General features: G+C 72.2%; 18 protein-coding genes and 3 tRNA genes. 15 read left to right on the plus strand and 6 right to left on the minus strand.

The window, feature by feature from the left end; all coding sequences use genetic code 11:
* Positions 1-77: 77 nt before the first annotated feature.
* Entirely contained in the window at positions 78-467 is a 390-nt protein-coding gene (locus B086_RS41795) for a hypothetical protein (protein WP_018564765.1), read from the minus strand.
* A gap of 504 nt (positions 468-971) precedes the next feature.
* Between B086_RS41795 and B086_RS0102085 the strand changes: the two genes are divergently transcribed.
* Positions 972-1,184: a hypothetical protein gene (locus B086_RS0102085; protein ID WP_037872721.1), complete on the plus strand. Its 213-nt coding sequence runs from the start codon at positions 972-974 to the stop codon at positions 1,182-1,184.
* Positions 1,185-1,229: 45 nt separating this feature from the next.
* Here the strand turns inward: B086_RS0102085 and B086_RS0102090 are convergent, their stop codons facing one another.
* A complete protein-coding gene (locus tag B086_RS0102090) occupies positions 1,230-1,886 on the minus strand; it encodes an SDR family oxidoreductase (protein ID WP_018564768.1) in 657 nt (218 codons plus the stop codon).
* A 146-nt stretch (positions 1,887-2,032) separates the two neighbouring features.
* On the minus strand, positions 2,033-3,334 hold the full coding sequence (locus B086_RS0102095) for an amidohydrolase family protein (RefSeq protein WP_018564769.1): 1,302 nt from the start codon (positions 3,332-3,334) through the stop codon (positions 2,033-2,035).
* Between the two features lie 281 nt (positions 3,335-3,615).
* Between B086_RS0102095 and B086_RS0102100 the strand changes: the two genes are divergently transcribed.
* From B086_RS0102100 to B086_RS0102125, 6 genes are all read left to right on the plus strand, one after another.
* A tRNA-Thr gene (locus B086_RS0102100) sits at positions 3,616-3,688 on the plus strand.
* A gap of 45 nt (positions 3,689-3,733) precedes the next feature.
* Positions 3,734-3,806, plus strand: a tRNA-Met gene (locus B086_RS0102105).
* A gap of 91 nt (positions 3,807-3,897) precedes the next feature.
* On the plus strand, positions 3,898-4,062 hold the full coding sequence (gene rpmG, locus B086_RS0102110; RefSeq protein WP_003948671.1) for a 50S ribosomal protein L33: 165 nt from the start codon (positions 3,898-3,900) through the stop codon (positions 4,060-4,062).
* Between the two features lie 116 nt (positions 4,063-4,178).
* Positions 4,179-4,631, plus strand: coding sequence for a MaoC family dehydratase N-terminal domain-containing protein (locus B086_RS0102115; protein WP_018564770.1), 453 nt, complete (start codon positions 4,179-4,181; stop codon positions 4,629-4,631).
* Positions 4,632-4,638: 7 nt separating this feature from the next.
* A complete protein-coding gene (locus B086_RS0102120; RefSeq protein ID WP_018564771.1) occupies positions 4,639-5,067 on the plus strand; it encodes a MaoC family dehydratase in 429 nt (142 codons plus the stop codon).
* 54 nt (positions 5,068-5,121) lie between these two features.
* Positions 5,122-6,177, plus strand: coding sequence for a UDP-N-acetylmuramate dehydrogenase (locus B086_RS0102125; protein ID WP_018564772.1), 1,056 nt, complete (start codon positions 5,122-5,124; stop codon positions 6,175-6,177).
* A 51-nt stretch (positions 6,178-6,228) separates the two neighbouring features.
* Here B086_RS0102125 and B086_RS0102130 read toward each other — a convergent pair whose 3' ends face one another.
* Entirely contained in the window at positions 6,229-6,861 is a 633-nt protein-coding gene (locus B086_RS0102130; protein ID WP_018564773.1) for an NAD(P)-dependent oxidoreductase, read from the minus strand.
* A gap of 135 nt (positions 6,862-6,996) precedes the next feature.
* Between B086_RS0102130 and B086_RS0102135 the strand changes: the two genes are divergently transcribed.
* On the plus strand, positions 6,997-7,617 hold the full coding sequence (locus B086_RS0102135) for a TetR/AcrR family transcriptional regulator (RefSeq protein ID WP_018564774.1): 621 nt from the start codon (positions 6,997-6,999) through the stop codon (positions 7,615-7,617).
* A 35-nt stretch (positions 7,618-7,652) separates the two neighbouring features.
* Positions 7,653-8,399, plus strand: coding sequence for a DsbA family protein (locus B086_RS0102140; RefSeq protein ID WP_051115741.1), 747 nt, complete (start codon positions 7,653-7,655; stop codon positions 8,397-8,399).
* 22 nt (positions 8,400-8,421) lie between these two features.
* On the opposite strand, the gene B086_RS0102145 is transcribed toward B086_RS0102140, so the two are convergent.
* Entirely contained in the window at positions 8,422-9,453 is a 1,032-nt protein-coding gene (locus B086_RS0102145; RefSeq protein ID WP_018564776.1) for an adenosine deaminase, read from the minus strand.
* A gap of 132 nt (positions 9,454-9,585) precedes the next feature.
* Positions 9,586-10,812, minus strand: a complete 1,227-nt coding sequence (locus B086_RS0102150; RefSeq protein WP_018564777.1) for a pyridoxal phosphate-dependent aminotransferase — start codon at positions 10,810-10,812, stop codon at positions 9,586-9,588.
* Between the two features lie 273 nt (positions 10,813-11,085).
* Here B086_RS0102150 and B086_RS0102155 point away from each other — a divergent pair.
* The 6 genes from B086_RS0102155 (at position 11,086) to B086_RS0102180 (ending at position 15,077) form a co-directional block, all read left to right on the plus strand.
* A tRNA-Trp gene (locus B086_RS0102155) sits at positions 11,086-11,158 on the plus strand.
* A gap of 107 nt (positions 11,159-11,265) precedes the next feature.
* Positions 11,266-11,550, plus strand: coding sequence for a preprotein translocase subunit SecE (gene secE / locus B086_RS0102160; RefSeq protein WP_018564778.1), 285 nt, complete (start codon positions 11,266-11,268; stop codon positions 11,548-11,550).
* A gap of 80 nt (positions 11,551-11,630) precedes the next feature.
* The gene (gene nusG, locus B086_RS0102165) at positions 11,631-12,551 is read left to right on the plus strand and encodes a transcription termination/antitermination protein NusG (RefSeq protein ID WP_018564779.1); all 921 of its coding nucleotides are present in this window, start codon (positions 11,631-11,633) and stop codon (positions 12,549-12,551) included.
* A 170-nt stretch (positions 12,552-12,721) separates the two neighbouring features.
* Complete coding sequence (gene rplK / locus B086_RS0102170; protein ID WP_018564780.1) at positions 12,722-13,156, plus strand: 50S ribosomal protein L11; 435 nt, start codon at positions 12,722-12,724, stop codon at positions 13,154-13,156.
* 88 nt (positions 13,157-13,244) lie between these two features.
* On the plus strand, positions 13,245-13,970 hold the full coding sequence (rplA, locus tag B086_RS0102175; protein WP_018564781.1) for a 50S ribosomal protein L1: 726 nt from the start codon (positions 13,245-13,247) through the stop codon (positions 13,968-13,970).
* A 171-nt stretch (positions 13,971-14,141) separates the two neighbouring features.
* The gene (locus tag B086_RS0102180; RefSeq protein ID WP_018564782.1) at positions 14,142-15,077 is read left to right on the plus strand and encodes a hypothetical protein; all 936 of its coding nucleotides are present in this window, start codon (positions 14,142-14,144) and stop codon (positions 15,075-15,077) included.
* Positions 15,078-15,096: the final 19 nt, after the last annotated feature.

Raw genomic sequence — 15,096 nt, forward strand, 5'->3', positions numbered from 1 at the left:
TTCGTTGCAGGGCGCACTTGAGTGTGTGAGGTCGGCCATAAAGGGCGGACGGGTCCGGCAGCGGCCCTCGGTGCCCGCTACTCCACGGACGGCCAGAAGTAGAGCATCGCGGCTATGGAGCCCGCCAGCGACAGGCCGAGCCACCACACCGACACGGCGTTGAGCGGCACCTTGGTCATGGGGTTGCGCTCCTGTTCCAGGATGTCGGCCGCGACCCTCTTCCGCACGGGCACCAGCATGATGACGAGCATGAGCAGGACGCAGCTGTACAGGTACAGGGTGAGAGCGGCGGAGTACCCCTTCACCAGGGCCGTGGGCACCAGGAAGACGCTGCCGCCCAGCGGGGCGAAGGAGATGCTCCGCTTCGCCCTCGGTGTCGGCATGCACCACCGCGTCGCGCCGAGGTAGACGAGGGTGGTGGCACCGGCGACGACGACCCAGCCGGACGTGGTCAGATGCGGGGACATGAGCGCGGCACCTCCCGGAGGCCGTCGAGGCGCGCCGGTGTCGGCTCGCGGTCCGTGCGCGGGACCGGCCGGACGGCCATGCGCGCCTGACCCGGGGCGCCGACGACGCAACTGGCGGACGTCAGGACCCGGTTGCTGCCCACACGCACTCCGGAGCGGCCGCGTCGGCCGGCGCCGATGCCCGGGCGGACCGTGAAGCCGCGGGTGTGCATGAGGTGTTCCTCCTGCGGGACGAGTGGGGTCATGTGGCCGTGGTATCCCCGGATGTGAGCAGGTGTCGACGGGAGTCGTGCGTGGCTGTGCGTGGCCGCGTGACCTGACGGCGCACCTCTTGGGCGCTGGTGCATCGTAAGGCTGTACGCGCCCTTCGCGCAGGCGGAAGGCCCTCCGGCTCCGGTCGGCCTTCGCGGAGGAAACGGGGGAAACGGAAGATCGGGAGCGCTCGGACGGCCGGAGGGGGCGCCCGGCGGCCCGCTGTCAGTGGGGCCGTGCACACTGGGCACCATGTCCTCGCGCCGCAGATCCTGCCCCGTGTGCCGCCGTGAGATCGCCGTCGTGGCCGGGCGGTTCGCGCGGCACGACCCGCCCGGGGCGCGGGAGTCAGGAGAGCTGGTCTCCTGCCCCGGCTCCCGCTGTACGGCGCAACTGGGTGCCGTGCAGCCGTCGTTGGACGGATACGCCGTCCCCGAGTTCCCCGGGCAGCTCAGCCTGTTCTGACACCGGGGCAGGACGCGCCGGTGCGCAGGACACGGCGGCGCGGCGTCAGTTGCCGGCGACCGACTTCACCGCCACCGGCACCGGGGCCGAACCGCCGATCAGTTCCAGGGTCAGGCCGGCCGTCGCCGGGGTGTCCACCAGCTCGGCCAGGACGGCGGCGACGTCGTCGCGGGGGACCGACCCGCGGCCGGTGTGCGCCTCCAGACGCACCTGGCCGGTACCGGGCCCGTCCGTCAGCGAACCGGGGCGCAGGATCGTCCAGTCGAGGCCGTCCAGGGAGCGGACGTGGTCGTCGGCCTCGCCCTTGGCGCGCAGGTACACGTCGAAGACCTCGTCGCCCCGGTGCGCCGCGTCCGCGCCCATCGACGACACGACCACATGGCGCCGCACACCGGCCCGGACCGCCGCGTCGGCGAACAGCACCGCCGCGCCCTTGTCCACCGTGTCCTTGCGCGCGGTGCCGCTGCCCGGTCCCGCGCCCGCGGCGAACACCGCCGCGTCCGCGCCCCGCAGCCGCTCCGCGACCTCCTCGACCGAGGCCGACTCAAGGTCCAGCACGATCGGTTCGGCACCCGCCGCCCTCAGGTCGTCGCTCTGCTCCGCCCGGCGGATGATGCCCGCCGCCTCGTCCCCGCGCGCCGCGAGCAGCCGCTCCAGCCGCAGCGCGATCTGACCATGACCACCAGCGATGACTATGCGCATGTCTTCGACCGTACGCCCGGACGGCCGTATCCGCCGCACGACTTCGGCCCGCCCCGGCCGGGCTCCGCACCCCTCCCCGCACCCCTTCCCGCGCCCGCGCACACCCCCACGTCTCACGTCCCCGCGCCCGTCGCTCCCCCCCCCGGCTACGACAGCTCGCCCCGCCCCTGCCGGGGCAGCCCCAGTTCCACCGAGGCGGCCGAGTCGCAGAACTCGCGCACCGCGCTGGTACGTGCCACCACGCGCCCCCGGTGCACCACGATCCGGCTGTACGCGAGCGACAGCGCCCCCGCGAGCCGCTCGCCGCGCACCGCGAGGAGTTCGGCCGGGAAGCCCGCCTCCACCCGCACCTCGGGCAGGCCGAGCACCGCGCGGGCCGACGCGCTCACCATCTCGTAGGACTCGCCGGGGCGCAGACCGTAGCGGGAGGCCAGCAGATAGGCGGCCTCCAGCGGATCGCCGCGGCCCACCGGGTTCGACACGTCCCGCAGGGCGCCGCTGCCCGCCGCCACCCGCACCCCGGCCGCCCGCAGCAGCCGTACCGGCGCGCTCCCGGGCCCCTCCGCGCCCGCGCAGCCGCCCTGCGGCAGGCACACCACCGCCACCCCGGCGGCGGCCAGCTGGTCCGCGGTCCGGGCCGCGGCCTCGGCGGGCAGCCGGGCCAGGCCGCCGCAGGGGCTCAGCGTCACGCCGGGGCGCAGCCCGCCCGCCATCGCCGCGAGCCGGGCGAGCCGGGCCGGGTCGGTGGCGTCGGTGTGCAGGTCGACCGGGCAGCCGTGCTCGGAGGCCACCTCCAGGACCGCTTCCACGTAGCCGGTGGGATCGGGGTCCACGTCCGGGCAGCCGCCGACCACGCACGCGCCCATCTTCACCGCGTCCCGCAGCACCGCGAGCCCGTCCGCGCCGGCCACCCCGGTCAGCACGCGCGGCACCGCCACCGTCGACAGCTCGGCCAGCCCGCGCAGCGCCCGCCGCGCCCGCAGCACCGCCGTCAGGGCGCCCAGCCCCTGCACGTCGCCCACGCGCACGTGCGCGCGCAGTGCGGTCGCGCCGTGCCCGAGCTGGAGCAGCGCCGCCTCCGTGGCCCGGCGCTGGACGTCCTCCGGGTCGTAGGAGACCGGGCCGTCCGTGTCGGCGGTCAGGGCGGTGTCGGCGTGGGCGTGCGGCTCGGCCGGGGCGGGCAGCAGCAGGTAGCCGCTGAGGTCGACGCGCGATCCGCCGTCCCCGGGCCCGTCCGCCCCGCGCTCGCCGCCCTGGCCCGCGCCGCCGCCCTGGCCGAGGCTGCCCGCCGTGCCCACCGCCTCGATGCGCTCGCCGGACAGCCGTACGTCCACGGTCCGCCCGTCGGTGAGCCGGGCCCCGCACAGCAGCAGGGTGTCCGGATCCGGCGGCCCGTCCGGGCCGGGGGAGGACGACGAGTGAGGCGGCTGCGGCTTACCGGGGGGCATCGCACTCCAGGTACGACAGAGGGACGGACGGCGGACGACAGGCGGGGCGGGAAGCGGTGGTCGAGCGGGGGCGGACGGTGCCGGGGCGTGGTGCGCGCGGGGGGCCGCGCAAGATCACGCAGAGTGCGTCGAGCCTAGGGCGGCGGCGCGCCGGGAGACGGGAGGAGCGCAATAGTCGTACCGGTGTGGCCGTACGGAGAAGGGTCTCCGGAGCCGTCCGGCGGGGGCCGCGGAACGGATTTGGGCGAACGGCTGCGGACCGTGTAATGTCTTCATCGCTCGCCCCAATAGCTCAGTCGGCAGAGCGTCTCCATGGTAAGGAGAAGGTCTACGGTTCGATTCCGTATTGGGGCTCTGGTGTGAGAGGTTCCCGCCGCGAGGCGGGGCCGATCTCATCAAAGCGGTGTAGCTCAGTCGGTAGAGCAAGCGGCTCATAATCGCTGTGTCACCGGTTCAAGTCCGGTCACCGCTACTGACAGTAGCCGATTGCGGGGTCGGTCCTTCGATCGGCTACTCTTTTCTGCGTTGAAGTAAGTCCATCCGTTCGTCTTAGGAGCACTCACGTGGCTGCCACCGACGTCCGCCCGAAGATCACGCTGGCCTGCGTGGAGTGCAAGGAGCGGAACTACATCACCAAGAAGAACCGGCGTAACAACCCGGATCGCCTGGAGATGAAGAAGCACTGCCCGCGTTGCAACGCGCACACCGCGCACCGCGAAACGCGATAAATCAGGCTCATACGTGAGGCCGCCCCCGCACCATGGGGGCGGCCTCACGTTGTTTCACCACCGTCTTCACCAGCTCCCTCCGCACGACCGCAGCTGACACCAGGAGGTGCCGAGCCATGGCGCTCGACCAGTCCTTCGTGGGGCGTTCCTACCCGCCCACCGCCCCCTACGAGGTGGGCCGGGAGAAGATCCGTGAATTCGCCCAGGCGGTGGGCGACGCCAATCCGGCGTACACGGACCCCGAAGCCGCGCAGGCACTCGGCCACCCCGATGTGATCGCCCCGCCCACCTTCGTGTTCCTGATCACCTACCGGGCCGCCGGAGAGGTCGTCCAGGACCCGCAGCTCGGGCTGGACTACAGCCGCGTGGTGCACGGCGACCAGAAGTTCGCCTACACGCGCCCCGTGCACGCCGGTGACCGGCTCTCCGTCACCTCGACCATCGAGGCGATCAGGACCATGGCCGGCAGTGACATCCTGGACATCCGCGGCGAGGTGCACGACGCGGCGGGTGAGCACGTGGTGACCGCCTGGATCAAGCTGGTGGCCCGCGCCGCCGAGGAGGCGTGAGGATCCGATGACGGCGAAGATCGCCTACGACGACGTCGAGGTCGGCACCGAGCTTCCGGGCCGGACCTTCCCCGTGACCCGCGCCACCCTCGTGCAGTACGCGGGCGCCTCCGGGGACTTCAACCCGATCCACTGGAACGAGAAGTTCGCCAAGGAGGTCGGACTGCCGGACGTGATCGCGCACGGCATGTTCACCATGGCCGAGGCGATCCGCGTCGTCACCGACTGGGCCGGCGACCCCGGTGCCGTGGTGCAGTACGGCGTCCGCTTCACCAAGCCCGTCGTCGTCCCGAACGACGACAAGGGCGCGCGGATCGACGTCGTCGGCAAGGTCGCGGCCAAGCTCGACGACCACACCGTACGGATCGACCTGACCGCCCTGTGCGAGGGGCAGAAGGTCCTCGGCCGCTCCCAGGCTCTCGTCCGCCTGGCCTGAGCCCGGCGGGAGCGTCGGCAAGGCCGTCGGCGGGGTCCCCGTAGTCTTGGGCGCGTGCAGGAACTCCACGACGCGCCCCTCGCCCCGCTGACGACCTTCCGCCTGGGCGGCCCCGCCGCCCGGCTGATCACCGCGACCACGGACGCGGAGGTCGTCGACGCCGTCCGCGCGGCCGACGCCGCCGGCACCCCGCTGCTGGTGATCGGCGGCGGCTCCAACCTGGTCATCGGCGACCAGGGCTTCGACGGCACCGCCCTGCGCATCGCCACCACCGGCTTCGCACTGCGCGGCACCACGCTGGAGCTGGCCGCGGGCGAGGTGTGGACCGACGCCGTCGCCCGCACCGTCGAGGCCGGACTCGCGGGCGTCGAATGCCTCTCCGGCATCCCCGGCTCCGCGGGCGCCACCCCCATCCAGAACGTGGGGGCGTACGGCCAGGAGGTCTCCGCCACCATCACCGAGGTCGTCGCCTACGACCGCGCGGCGGGCGAGACGGTCACCCTCTCCAACGAGGAGTGCGCCTTCTCCTACCGGCACAGCCGCTTCAAGGAGCACCCCGAGCGGTACGTCGTGCTGCGCGTCCGCTTCGGCCTTCAGGACGCGGACGGCCTGTCGGCGCCGCTCAGGTACGCCGAGACGGCGCGCGCCCTCGGCGTGTCGGCGGGCGACCGCGTCCCGCTGGAGCGGGCCCGCGAGACCGTGCTGAAGCTGCGCGCGGGCAAGGGCATGGTCCTGGACCCCGAGGACCACGACACCTGGTCGGCCGGGTCCTTCTTCACCAACCCGATCCTCACGGACACCGAGTTCGGCGCCTTCCGGGCCCGGGTGCGCGAGCGCCTGGGCGAGGACGCCGAGCCGCCCGCGTACCCGGCGGGGGAGGGGCGCACCAAGACCTCCGCGGCCTGGCTGATCGACCGGGCGGGCTTCGCCAAGGGCTACGGCACCGGTCCGGCCCGGATCTCCACCAAGCACACGCTCGCCCTCACCAACCGCGGCGGCGCGAGCACGAAGGACCTGCTGGACCTCGCCCGCGAGGTGGTGGCCGGGGTCCGCGAGGCGTTCGGCGTGACGCTGGTGAACGAGCCGGTGACGGTCGGCGTCAGCCTGTAGCGGCCGGCCTCCGGCGGCGACCGGGCGGGTCCCCCTCCGTACGCGATCCCCTCAGTACGCCACCCCCACGCCCTGCTTCACCGCCGCCGGGTCGTCGGTCAGCGACAGCATCGCGTGGGCCACGTCCGCCCGTGCGATGAAGCGGCCGTGCGGCGGGAAGCCGCCGGTCACCGTGCGGTACGTACCGGTGAGCGGCTTGTCCTGGAGGCGCGGCGGCCGGACCACCGTCCAGTCCGTGGCGCTGCGCGCCAGCTCGGCCTCCATCTCGCGCAGATCCGCGTAGACGTCCTTCAGGACCGCCGAGACCAGGCTCCGGGCCGTCCGGTCGAGGAACCCGTCGCCCTCCGGTCCGGGGCCCACCGGACCGGCGCTCACCACGAGCAGGCGGCGGGTGCCCTCCGCCTCCATCGCGCGCAGCACCGTACGGGTCAGCCGGGCCGCGACCCCGGCGTCCTTGCGGCTGCGGGCGCCCAGACCGGAGAGCACCGCGTCCCGGCCCGCGACGGCCGGGCGCACGGCCTCCGGGTCCACCAGCGCGGACCTGACCACCTCCAGGCGGTCACCGGTCACGGTCAGCCGGTCCGGGTCGCGGACGACGGCGGTGACCCGGTGCCCGGCGTCGAGCGCCTGCCGGACGATCTCCCGGCCGATGCCGCCGGTGGCGCCGAAAACAGTGAGGTTCACGATCCCGCTCCTGCCTGCCTGTCCGGGGACGTCCCGGACCACCGGAGGTGGGTGAGTATTCACTCACCTCGTCTGGTCCTAGAGTGGGTAAGCACTCACCCACCCGTCAAGGCCGACCGGCCGATTGGACGTGACATGGAGACGAGACCGGCCCGCGTCCGCATCCTCGACGCCGCCCACGAGCTGATGCGCACCGTCGGGCTCGCCCGTGCCACCACCAAGGAGATCGCCAGGGCGGCCGGCTGCTCCGAGGCGGCCCTCTACAAGTACTTCGCGAGCAAGGAGGAGCTGTTCATCCAGGTGCTGCACGAGCGGCTGCCCCGGCTCACCCCGCTGCTGCGCGCCCTCGCCGCCGAGCCGGAACGGCGCACCGTGGCCGAGAACCTCACCGAGATCGCCCGCCAGGCCGCCCTGTTCTACGAGCAGAGCTTCCCGATCGCGGCCTCGCTGTACGCCGAGACCCAGCTCAAGCGCCGTCACGACGAGGCGATGCGGCGGATGGGCTCCGGCCCCCACCTGCCCATCGAGGAACTGGACGCCTACCTCCGCGCCGAGCGCTCGCTGGGCCGCATCGCCCCCGGCGCCGACACCTTCGCCGCCGCCTCCCTGCTCCTGGGCGCCTGCGCCCAGCGGGCCTTCGCGTACGACGCGGCGGACGCCCGCCCGGACGCCGACGCGTTCGCCGCCCGTCTGGTGGGCACACTCCTGACCGGCCTCACCACCGGCGGGGCGGGGCGGGTCACGGACATCGCATAGGGTCGGTCCCCGTCCGGACAGGGAGGGGAACAACCATGCGGGGCCTACGAGACCTGCGAGGCAGCCGGGGCATCGTGATCGCGGCCGCGGCCGTACTGGTGGGCACGCTCGCCACCGGGTGCGACAAGGGGGGCGACGACGCCGCGCGCGGCGGCGACGGCGGGAACGGCACCGGCCCCGCCGCCACGGCGAGCCGCGCACCGGGCGCCACCGAGACCCTGGCGGCCGACGGCACCACCGTCCGCGTCGGTTCCGCGAGCGCGAAGACCGTCGTCCAGGTCTACGAGGACCTGCGCTGCCCGGTCTGCAAGAAGTTCGAGACCGAGGGCGGCGGCGAGGCCCTGCGCGAGCTGGTCCGCTCCGGCCAGGTCCGGGTGGAGTACACACTCGCCTCCTTCCTCGACGCCCGGCTCGGCGGCCAGGGCTCCAAGAAGGCCGCCAACGCGCTGCGGGCGGCGCTGGAGGCGGGCCGCTTCGCCGAGTACCACGCCGTCCTCTTCGCCCACCAGCCCGAGGAGAGCGTCGACGGCTTCACCGACGCGTACCTGCTGGAGCTGGCCTCCCGGGTGAAGGGGCTGCGCGGCGCCGACTTCGACCGCGCGGTCAAGGACCTGAAGTACGGCGACTACGTGGCCGCCTCCGAACGCGCCTTCGACGCCTCCGGGGTGACCGGCACGCCCACCCTGAAGGTCGACGGCAAGGCGGTCCCCGCGTCGATGAACGGCTCGCTCTTCGACAAGGAGGCGCTGCCCCTGGTCATCGGGGCGCTGTCGCAGTCCTGACCCGCGGCCGTGCCGCCGCCGCTCAGGCGGCCAGCCAGTCGTCCACGCCCGACAGCAGCTTGGCCCGGACGTCCTGCGGGGCGGCCGAGGCGCGGATGGACTGGCGGGCCAGTTCCGCCAGCTCGGCGTCGGTGAAGCCGTGGTGGCGGCGGGCGAAGTCGTACTGGGCGGCCAGCCGGGAGCCGAACAGCAGCGGGTCGTCGGCGCCCAGGGCCATCGGGACACCGGCGTCGTACAGGGTCCGCAGCGGCACGTCGGCGGGCTTCTCGTACACCCCGAGCGCCACATTGGAGGCGGGGCAGACCTCGCAGGTCACCCCCCGCTCGGCCAGCCGCCGCAGCAGGCGCGGGTCGTCGGCGGCGCGCACCCCGTGGCCCACCCGGTGCGCGTGCAGGTCGTCCAGGCAGTCGCGGACCGAGGCCGGGCCCGCCAGCTCGCCCCCGTGCGGGGCCGCGAACAGGCCGCCCTCGCGCGCGATGGCGAACGCCCGGTCGAAGTCCCGGGCCATGCCCCGCCGCTCGTCGTTGGAGAGCCCGAAACCGACCACGCCGCGGTCGCGGTAGCGCACGGCGAGGCGGGCCAGCGTGCGCGCGTCCAGCGGGTGCTTCATCCGGTTGGCCGCCACCAGGACCCGCATCCCGAGGCCCGTCTCGCGCGAGGCCGAGTCCACCGCGTCGAGGATGACCTCCAGCGCCGGGATCAGCCCGCCGAGACGCGGCGCGTACGAGGTCGGGTCGACCTGGATCTCCAGCCAGCCCGAGCCGTCCCTGATGTCCTCCTCGGCGGCCTCGCGCACCAGCCGCCGGATGTCCTCGGGCTCCCGCAGGCAGGAACGCGCCGCGTCGTACAGCCGCTGGAAGCGGAACCAGCCCCGCTCGTCGGTCGCCCGCAGCTTCGGCGGCTCCCCGCCGAACAGGGCGTCGGTCAGCGCCTCGGGCAGCCGTACGCCGTACTTGTCGGCCAGTTCCAGCAGGGTGGCGGGCCGCATCGACCCGGTGAAGTGCAGGTGCAGATGGGCCTTCGGCAGCTCAGAGACATCACGTACACGCTCCATCCGCCGATCCTGCCGCACTCGGGGCCGTGACCGGAAGCCGTTTCCCCGTTCGTGGTCTTGCCCGAACGCAGGAGCGGGCCGCCTCCCCGGAGGGAGACGGCCCGCACGCGCGCGTGGGAAGCGCCCGGGACGTCAGTCCCGCGCCTCCGCGAGCAGCTTCTGGATCCGGCTCACGCCCTCCACCAGGTCCTCGTCACCGAGGGCGTAGGACAGCCGCAGATAGCCCGGGGTGCCGAACGCCTCGCCGGGGACGACCGCGACCTCGGCCTCCTCCAGGATGAGGGCGGCCAGCTCCACGGAGCTCTGCGGGCGCTTGCCGCGGATCTCCTTGCCGATCAGCGCCTTCACCGAGGGGTAGGCGTAGAACGCGCCCTCGGGCTCCGGGCAGAGCACGCCGTCGATCTCGTTGAGCATCCGCACGATGGTGCGGCGGCGGCGGTCGAAGGCCTCGCGCATCGCCGCGACCGCCTCCAGGTCACCGGAGACGGCGGCCAGCGCGGCGGCCTGGGCGACGTTCGACACGTTCGACGTGGCGTGCGACTGGAGGTTGGTCGCGGCCTTGACCACGTCCTTGGGGCCGATGACCCAGCCCACGCGCCAGCCGGTCATGGCGTACGTCTTGGCCACGCCGTTGACGACGACGCACTTGTCGCGCAGCTCGGGCAGGAGCGCCGGCAGGGACACGGAGACCGCGTCGCCGTACACCAGGTGCTCGTAGATCTCGTCGGTGAGCACCCACAGGCCGTGCTCCAGGGCCCAGCGGCCGATCGCCTCGGTCTCGGCCTCGGAGTACACCGCGCCGGTCGGGTTGGACGGCGAGACGAACAGGACGACCTTGGTGTTCTCGGTGCGGGCGGCCTCCAGCTGCTCGACCGAGACCCGGTAGCCGGTGGTCTCGTCGGCGACGACCTCGACGGGGACACCGCCGGCCAGCCGGATCGACTCCGGGTACGTCGTCCAGTACGGCGCCGGGACGATGACCTCGTCGCCCGGGTCGAGGATCGCGGCGAAGGCCTCGTAGATGGCCTGCTTGCCGCCGTTGGTGACGAGGATCTGCGAGACGTCCGGCTCCCAGCCGGAGTCGCGCAGCGTCTTCGCGGCGATCGCGGCCTTCAGCTCGGGCAGACCGCCGGCCGGCGTGTACCGGTGGTACTTCGGGTTCTTGCAGGCCTCGACGGCGGCCTCGACGATGTAGTCCGGGGTCGGGAAGTCGGGCTCACCGGCGCCGAAGCCGATCACCGGACGCCCGGCGGCCTTCAGGGCCTTGGCCTTGGCGTCCACGGCGAGGGTGGCGGACTCGGAGATCGCGCCGATACGGGCGGAGACCCGGCGCTCGGTCGGAGGAGTTGCAGCGCTCATACCGCCCATCGTTCCAGACCCCGAACGCCGCGGGCACACCGGTTTCACACAGTGGGCGGAGGCGGGTCGGGTGCTGAACACGCGTCCGGATCCGGTCCCCGGCCAGGTGATCTTCCGGACGGATCGGCCCCGGCGGGCGCCGAAGACCATTTTCTGTTCGACGCCCGGCCCCGGACCACGTACACTCTCACCTCGTTGGCCTTCAGCAAGTGGCCGCCGCACCCGGTGCACACCGGACTCGCGGTCGGATGCGGTACGTTGGGGGACACACAAAGGGTCGTAGCTCAATTGGTAGAGCACTGGTCTCCAAAACCAGCGGTTGGGGGTTCAAGTCCCTCCGGCCCTGCTACACACACCTTCGCCAGGATGTGTGCGCATGTACGTACAGCAATGCACCGCCGTGCGGCTCGACCGGGCGCGGCACGGCCACGACCCGGAATCAGGTGAGGACGAATGACGGACGCCGTGGGCTCCATCGACACGCCTGATGCCCAGGACGAGGTGGCGGAGTCCAAGAAGCCCCGCAAGGGCGGCAAGCGCGCCAAGAAGGGCCCGCTGAAGCGTCTCGCCACCTTCTACCGGCAGATCATCGCCGAGCTGCGCAAGGTCGTCTGGCCCTCGCGCAACGAACTGACGTCGTACACCACTGTGGTGATCTGCTTCGTCGTCGTCATGATCGCCCTGGTGACCGTGATTGACTATGGGCTCAACCACGCGGCCAAGTACGTCTTCGGCTGAGCCCAGAGCGAAGGGCGCCGTGGTTACCGGCGCCCGTTTTCGCATGTTCCACCCCTATGTACCAGGAAGAAGCAGCCACCGTGTCTGACCCGAACCTGAACGACGCCATCGAGCCGACCGAGTCCGTGGATGACGAGCTCGACATCGTCGAGGGTGCGGACGAGGCGGACGGGGCCGAGGCTGCCGACGCCGCCGCGGGCGAGCCGGCCGAGGAGGCCGCCGTCCACGTCGAGGACGAGACCCTTGAAGGTGCTGAGGGCGCCGAGGACGCTGCGGACGTCGAGGACGACGACGCCGCCGAGGACGCTGCCGACGCCGAGGAGACCGACGAGGACGAGGCGGCCGCCGAGGACGAGACCGAGGCCGTCGAGGAAGAGCCCGACGTCGACCCGGTCACCAAGCTGCGCGAGGAGCTGCGCACGCTGCCCGGCGAGTGGTACGTCATCCACACCTACGCGGGCTACGAGAAGCGCGTGAAGGCCAACCTGGAGCAGCGCGCCGTCTCGCTGAACGTCGAGGACTTCATCTACCAGGCCGAGGTCCCCGAGGAAGAGATCGTCCAGATCAAGAACGGCGAGCGCAAGACCGTCCGGCAGAACAAGCTGCCCGGTTACGTCCTCGTCCGCATGGACCTGACGAACGAGTCCTGGGGCGTCGTCCGCAACACGCCGGGCGTCACCGGCTTCGTCGGCAACGCCTACGACCCCTACCCGCTGTCCCTGGACGAGATCGTGAAGATGCTCGCCCCGGAGGCCGAGGAGAAGGCCGCCCGCGAGGCCGCCGAGGCCGAGGGCAAGCCGGCCCCGCAGCGCAAGGTCGAGGTCCAGGTGCTGGACTTCGAGGTCGGCGACTCGGTCACCGTCACCGACGGTCCGTTCGCCACCCTCCAGGCGACCATCAACGAGATCAACGCCGACTCGAAGAAGGTCAAGGGCCTCGTCGAGATCTTCGGCCGCGAGACCCCGGTCGAGCTGAGCTTCGACCAGATCCAGAAGAACTAGTTCTTTCTGGGTGTACTGCTTCCGCGCAGGTCAGGCGGGCTGGTGACAGCCGGTCTGACCTGCTCGGTTTTCAGCCGCGCATCTATACCCGTTATCGTTGTGCGGTATGCCTGCGTCCGGGTGGTCCCCGAGCGCGGGCATGGACCCGAACCGAAAGGACCCGGAGAGCTATGCCTCCCAAGAAGAAGAAGGTCACGGGGCTCATCAAGCTCCAGATCAACGCCGGTGCGGCGAACCCGGCTCCGCCGGTCGGCCCGGCGCTGGGCCAGCACGGCGTCAACATCATGGAGTTCTGCAAGGCGTACAACGCCGCGACCGAGTCGCAGCGTGGCTGGGTCATCCCGGTGGAGATCACGGTCTACGAGGACCGTTCCTTCACCTTCGTGACCAAGACCCCCCCGGCCGCCAAGATGATCCTCAAGGCCGCGGGCGTGGAGAAGGGCTCCGGCGAGCCGCACAAGACCAAGGTCGCGAAGATCACCGACGCGCAGGTCCGCGAGATCGCCCAGACCAAGATGCCCGACCTCAACGCCAACGACCTGGACGCCGCCGCGAAGATCATCGCCGGCACCGCCCGTTCCATGGGCGTCACGGTCGAGGGCTGAACCCCAGCCTCCGTCCCACCCTCGTAGAACCGTGGCAGGGCCTGCTCGGCCCGTACCACGACTCCTTTCAGAACCCACAGGAGCAGTTGTGAGCAAGCGCAGCAAGGCTCTCCGCGCTGCGGACGCCAAGATCGACCGGGAGAAGCAGTACGCCCCGCTCGAGGCCGTCCGTCTCGCCAAGGAGACCTCCACGACCAAGTTCGACGGCACCGTCGAGGTCGCCTTCCGTCTGGGTGTCGACCCGCGCAAGGCCGACCAGATGGTCCGTGGCACCGTGAACCTCCCGCACGGCACCGGTAAGACCGCCCGGGTCCTGGTCTTCGCGACCGGTGACCGTGCCGAGGCCGCGCGTGCCGCGGGCGCCGACATCGTCGGCGCCGACGAGCTGATCGACGAGGTGGCGAAGGGCCGTCTGGACTTCGACGCCGTCGTCGCCACCCCGGACCTCATGGGCAAGGTCGGCCGCCTGGGCCGCGTCCTCGGCCCGCGTGGTCTGATGCCGAACCCGAAGACCGGCACCGTGACCCCCGACACCGCCAAGGCCGTGACGGAGATCAAGGGCGGCAAGATCGAGTTCCGCGTCGACAAGCACTCGAACCTGCACTTCATCATCGGCAAGACGTCGTTCGACGACAGCAAGCTGGTGGAGAACTACGGCGCCGCGCTGGAGGAGATCCTCCGTCTGAAGCCGTCCGCCGCCAAGGGTCGCTACATCAAGAAGGCCGCCATCAGCACCACGATGGGCCCCGGCATCCAGCTCGACCCGAACCGCACCCGGAACCTCCTCGTCGAGGAGGACCCGGCCGCGGTCTGAGCCATCGGCTCACCCAGGTCGGCGACGAGCCCCGCATCCTCCGCGCGAGCGGAGGGGCGGGGCTCGTCCCGTTCCGTCGCGAACCGGCCGATCCCCACGGCGTGCGCCCCTGCTGTCGGTGCCCTGCGCTAGCGTGCACGGCACACAGACCGCTCAGGGGTGGGGGACCGGATGAAGAGCACGACCGTGCGCCGTACGGCATCGGTGGTCGCGGTGACGGCCGCGCTGGCGGGCGTGGCCGCCTGCGGCGCGGGCGGGTCCTCCGGGGGAGCGGCGCACCGGGACGGCAAGGCGGCGGCGGGGGAGACCGCCCGGGGCGGCGCCGACACCCCGGCCGGCGCGCTGACGGCCCTGCGCACCGCCGCCGACTCCACCGGCCGCGCGGACTCCGCCCGGGTCGACATGACGGTCAGCATGGGCACGCTGATGTCGATGAAGGGCCACGGCGCCCTCTCCTGGGGCCACGGCCTGTCCGGCACGCTCACCCTCACCTACACGGGCGGCACCGTGGCCGACACCATGCGCGCCACCGGCACCACCTCGGTCCAGGCCCGCTATCTGCCGGACGCCTACTACGCGAGGATGAGCGACGCGTTCGCCGCGCAGGCCGGCGGCAAGCACTGGATCAGGTACGGGTACGACGACATGGCCCGGCTCGGCGGCGGCTCCGGCGCGTACCTCAAGGACCAGATGCAGAACAACACGCCGAACCAGGCCGTGAAGCTGCTGCTGGCCTCCGGCGACGTGAAGAGGGCGGGCGAGGAGCGGATCGCGGGCGTGCACACCACGCACTACCACGGCACGGTGAATGTCGCGGACCTCGCCGCCCGCACCGGTCACAGCCTCACCGCCGCCCAGCTCGCGGACATGAAGCGTCAGCTGACCGACTCCGGCATCACGACGGACACCGTCGACCTCTGGATCGACGACCGGAACCTGCTGGTCAGGAAGGTCGAGTCGGCGGACACGGCCAAGGGCGCCCTGACCACCACCGCCACCTACGGCGACTACGGGGTCAAGGTCGCGGTCGGCGCACCGCCGCGCGGCGACACGGCGGACTTCAAGGAGCTGCTGGCCGCCCAGGGGGCCGGTGCCGGCGCCTCCTGAATCAAAGAATCCCCCAAGA

Source organism: Streptomyces sp. PsTaAH-124, assembly GCF_000373685.1.
GTDB classification, from domain to species: Bacteria; Actinomycetota; Actinomycetes; order Streptomycetales; family Streptomycetaceae; genus Streptomyces; species Streptomyces andamanensis.

Coding starts and splice junctions, on each gene's coding strand:
- B086_RS41795 (WP_018564765.1), bottom strand. CDS start 467: ATGTCCCCGCATCTGACCACGTCCGGCTGGGTCGTCGTCGCCGGTGCC.
- rplK (WP_018564780.1), top strand. CDS start 12,722: ATGCCTCCCAAGAAGAAGAAGGTCACGGGGCTCATCAAGCTCCAGATC.
- B086_RS0102090 (WP_018564768.1), bottom strand. CDS start 1,886: ATGCGCATAGTCATCGCTGGTGGTCATGGTCAGATCGCGCTGCGGCTG.
- B086_RS0102145 (WP_018564776.1), bottom strand. CDS start 9,453: ATGGAGCGTGTACGTGATGTCTCTGAGCTGCCGAAGGCCCATCTGCAC.
- B086_RS0102095 (WP_018564769.1), bottom strand. CDS start 3,334: ATGCCCCCCGGTAAGCCGCAGCCGCCTCACTCGTCGTCCTCCCCCGGC.
- B086_RS0102115 (WP_018564770.1), top strand. CDS start 4,179: ATGGCGCTCGACCAGTCCTTCGTGGGGCGTTCCTACCCGCCCACCGCC.
- B086_RS0102135 (WP_018564774.1), top strand. CDS start 6,997: ATGGAGACGAGACCGGCCCGCGTCCGCATCCTCGACGCCGCCCACGAG.
- B086_RS0102085 (WP_037872721.1), top strand. CDS start 972: ATGTCCTCGCGCCGCAGATCCTGCCCCGTGTGCCGCCGTGAGATCGCC.
- B086_RS0102150 (WP_018564777.1), bottom strand. CDS start 10,812: ATGAGCGCTGCAACTCCTCCGACCGAGCGCCGGGTCTCCGCCCGTATC.
- B086_RS0102180 (WP_018564782.1), top strand. CDS start 14,142: ATGAAGAGCACGACCGTGCGCCGTACGGCATCGGTGGTCGCGGTGACG.
- secE (WP_018564778.1), top strand. CDS start 11,266: ATGACGGACGCCGTGGGCTCCATCGACACGCCTGATGCCCAGGACGAG.
- B086_RS0102140 (WP_051115741.1), top strand. CDS start 7,653: ATGCGGGGCCTACGAGACCTGCGAGGCAGCCGGGGCATCGTGATCGCG.
- B086_RS0102120 (WP_018564771.1), top strand. CDS start 4,639: ATGACGGCGAAGATCGCCTACGACGACGTCGAGGTCGGCACCGAGCTT.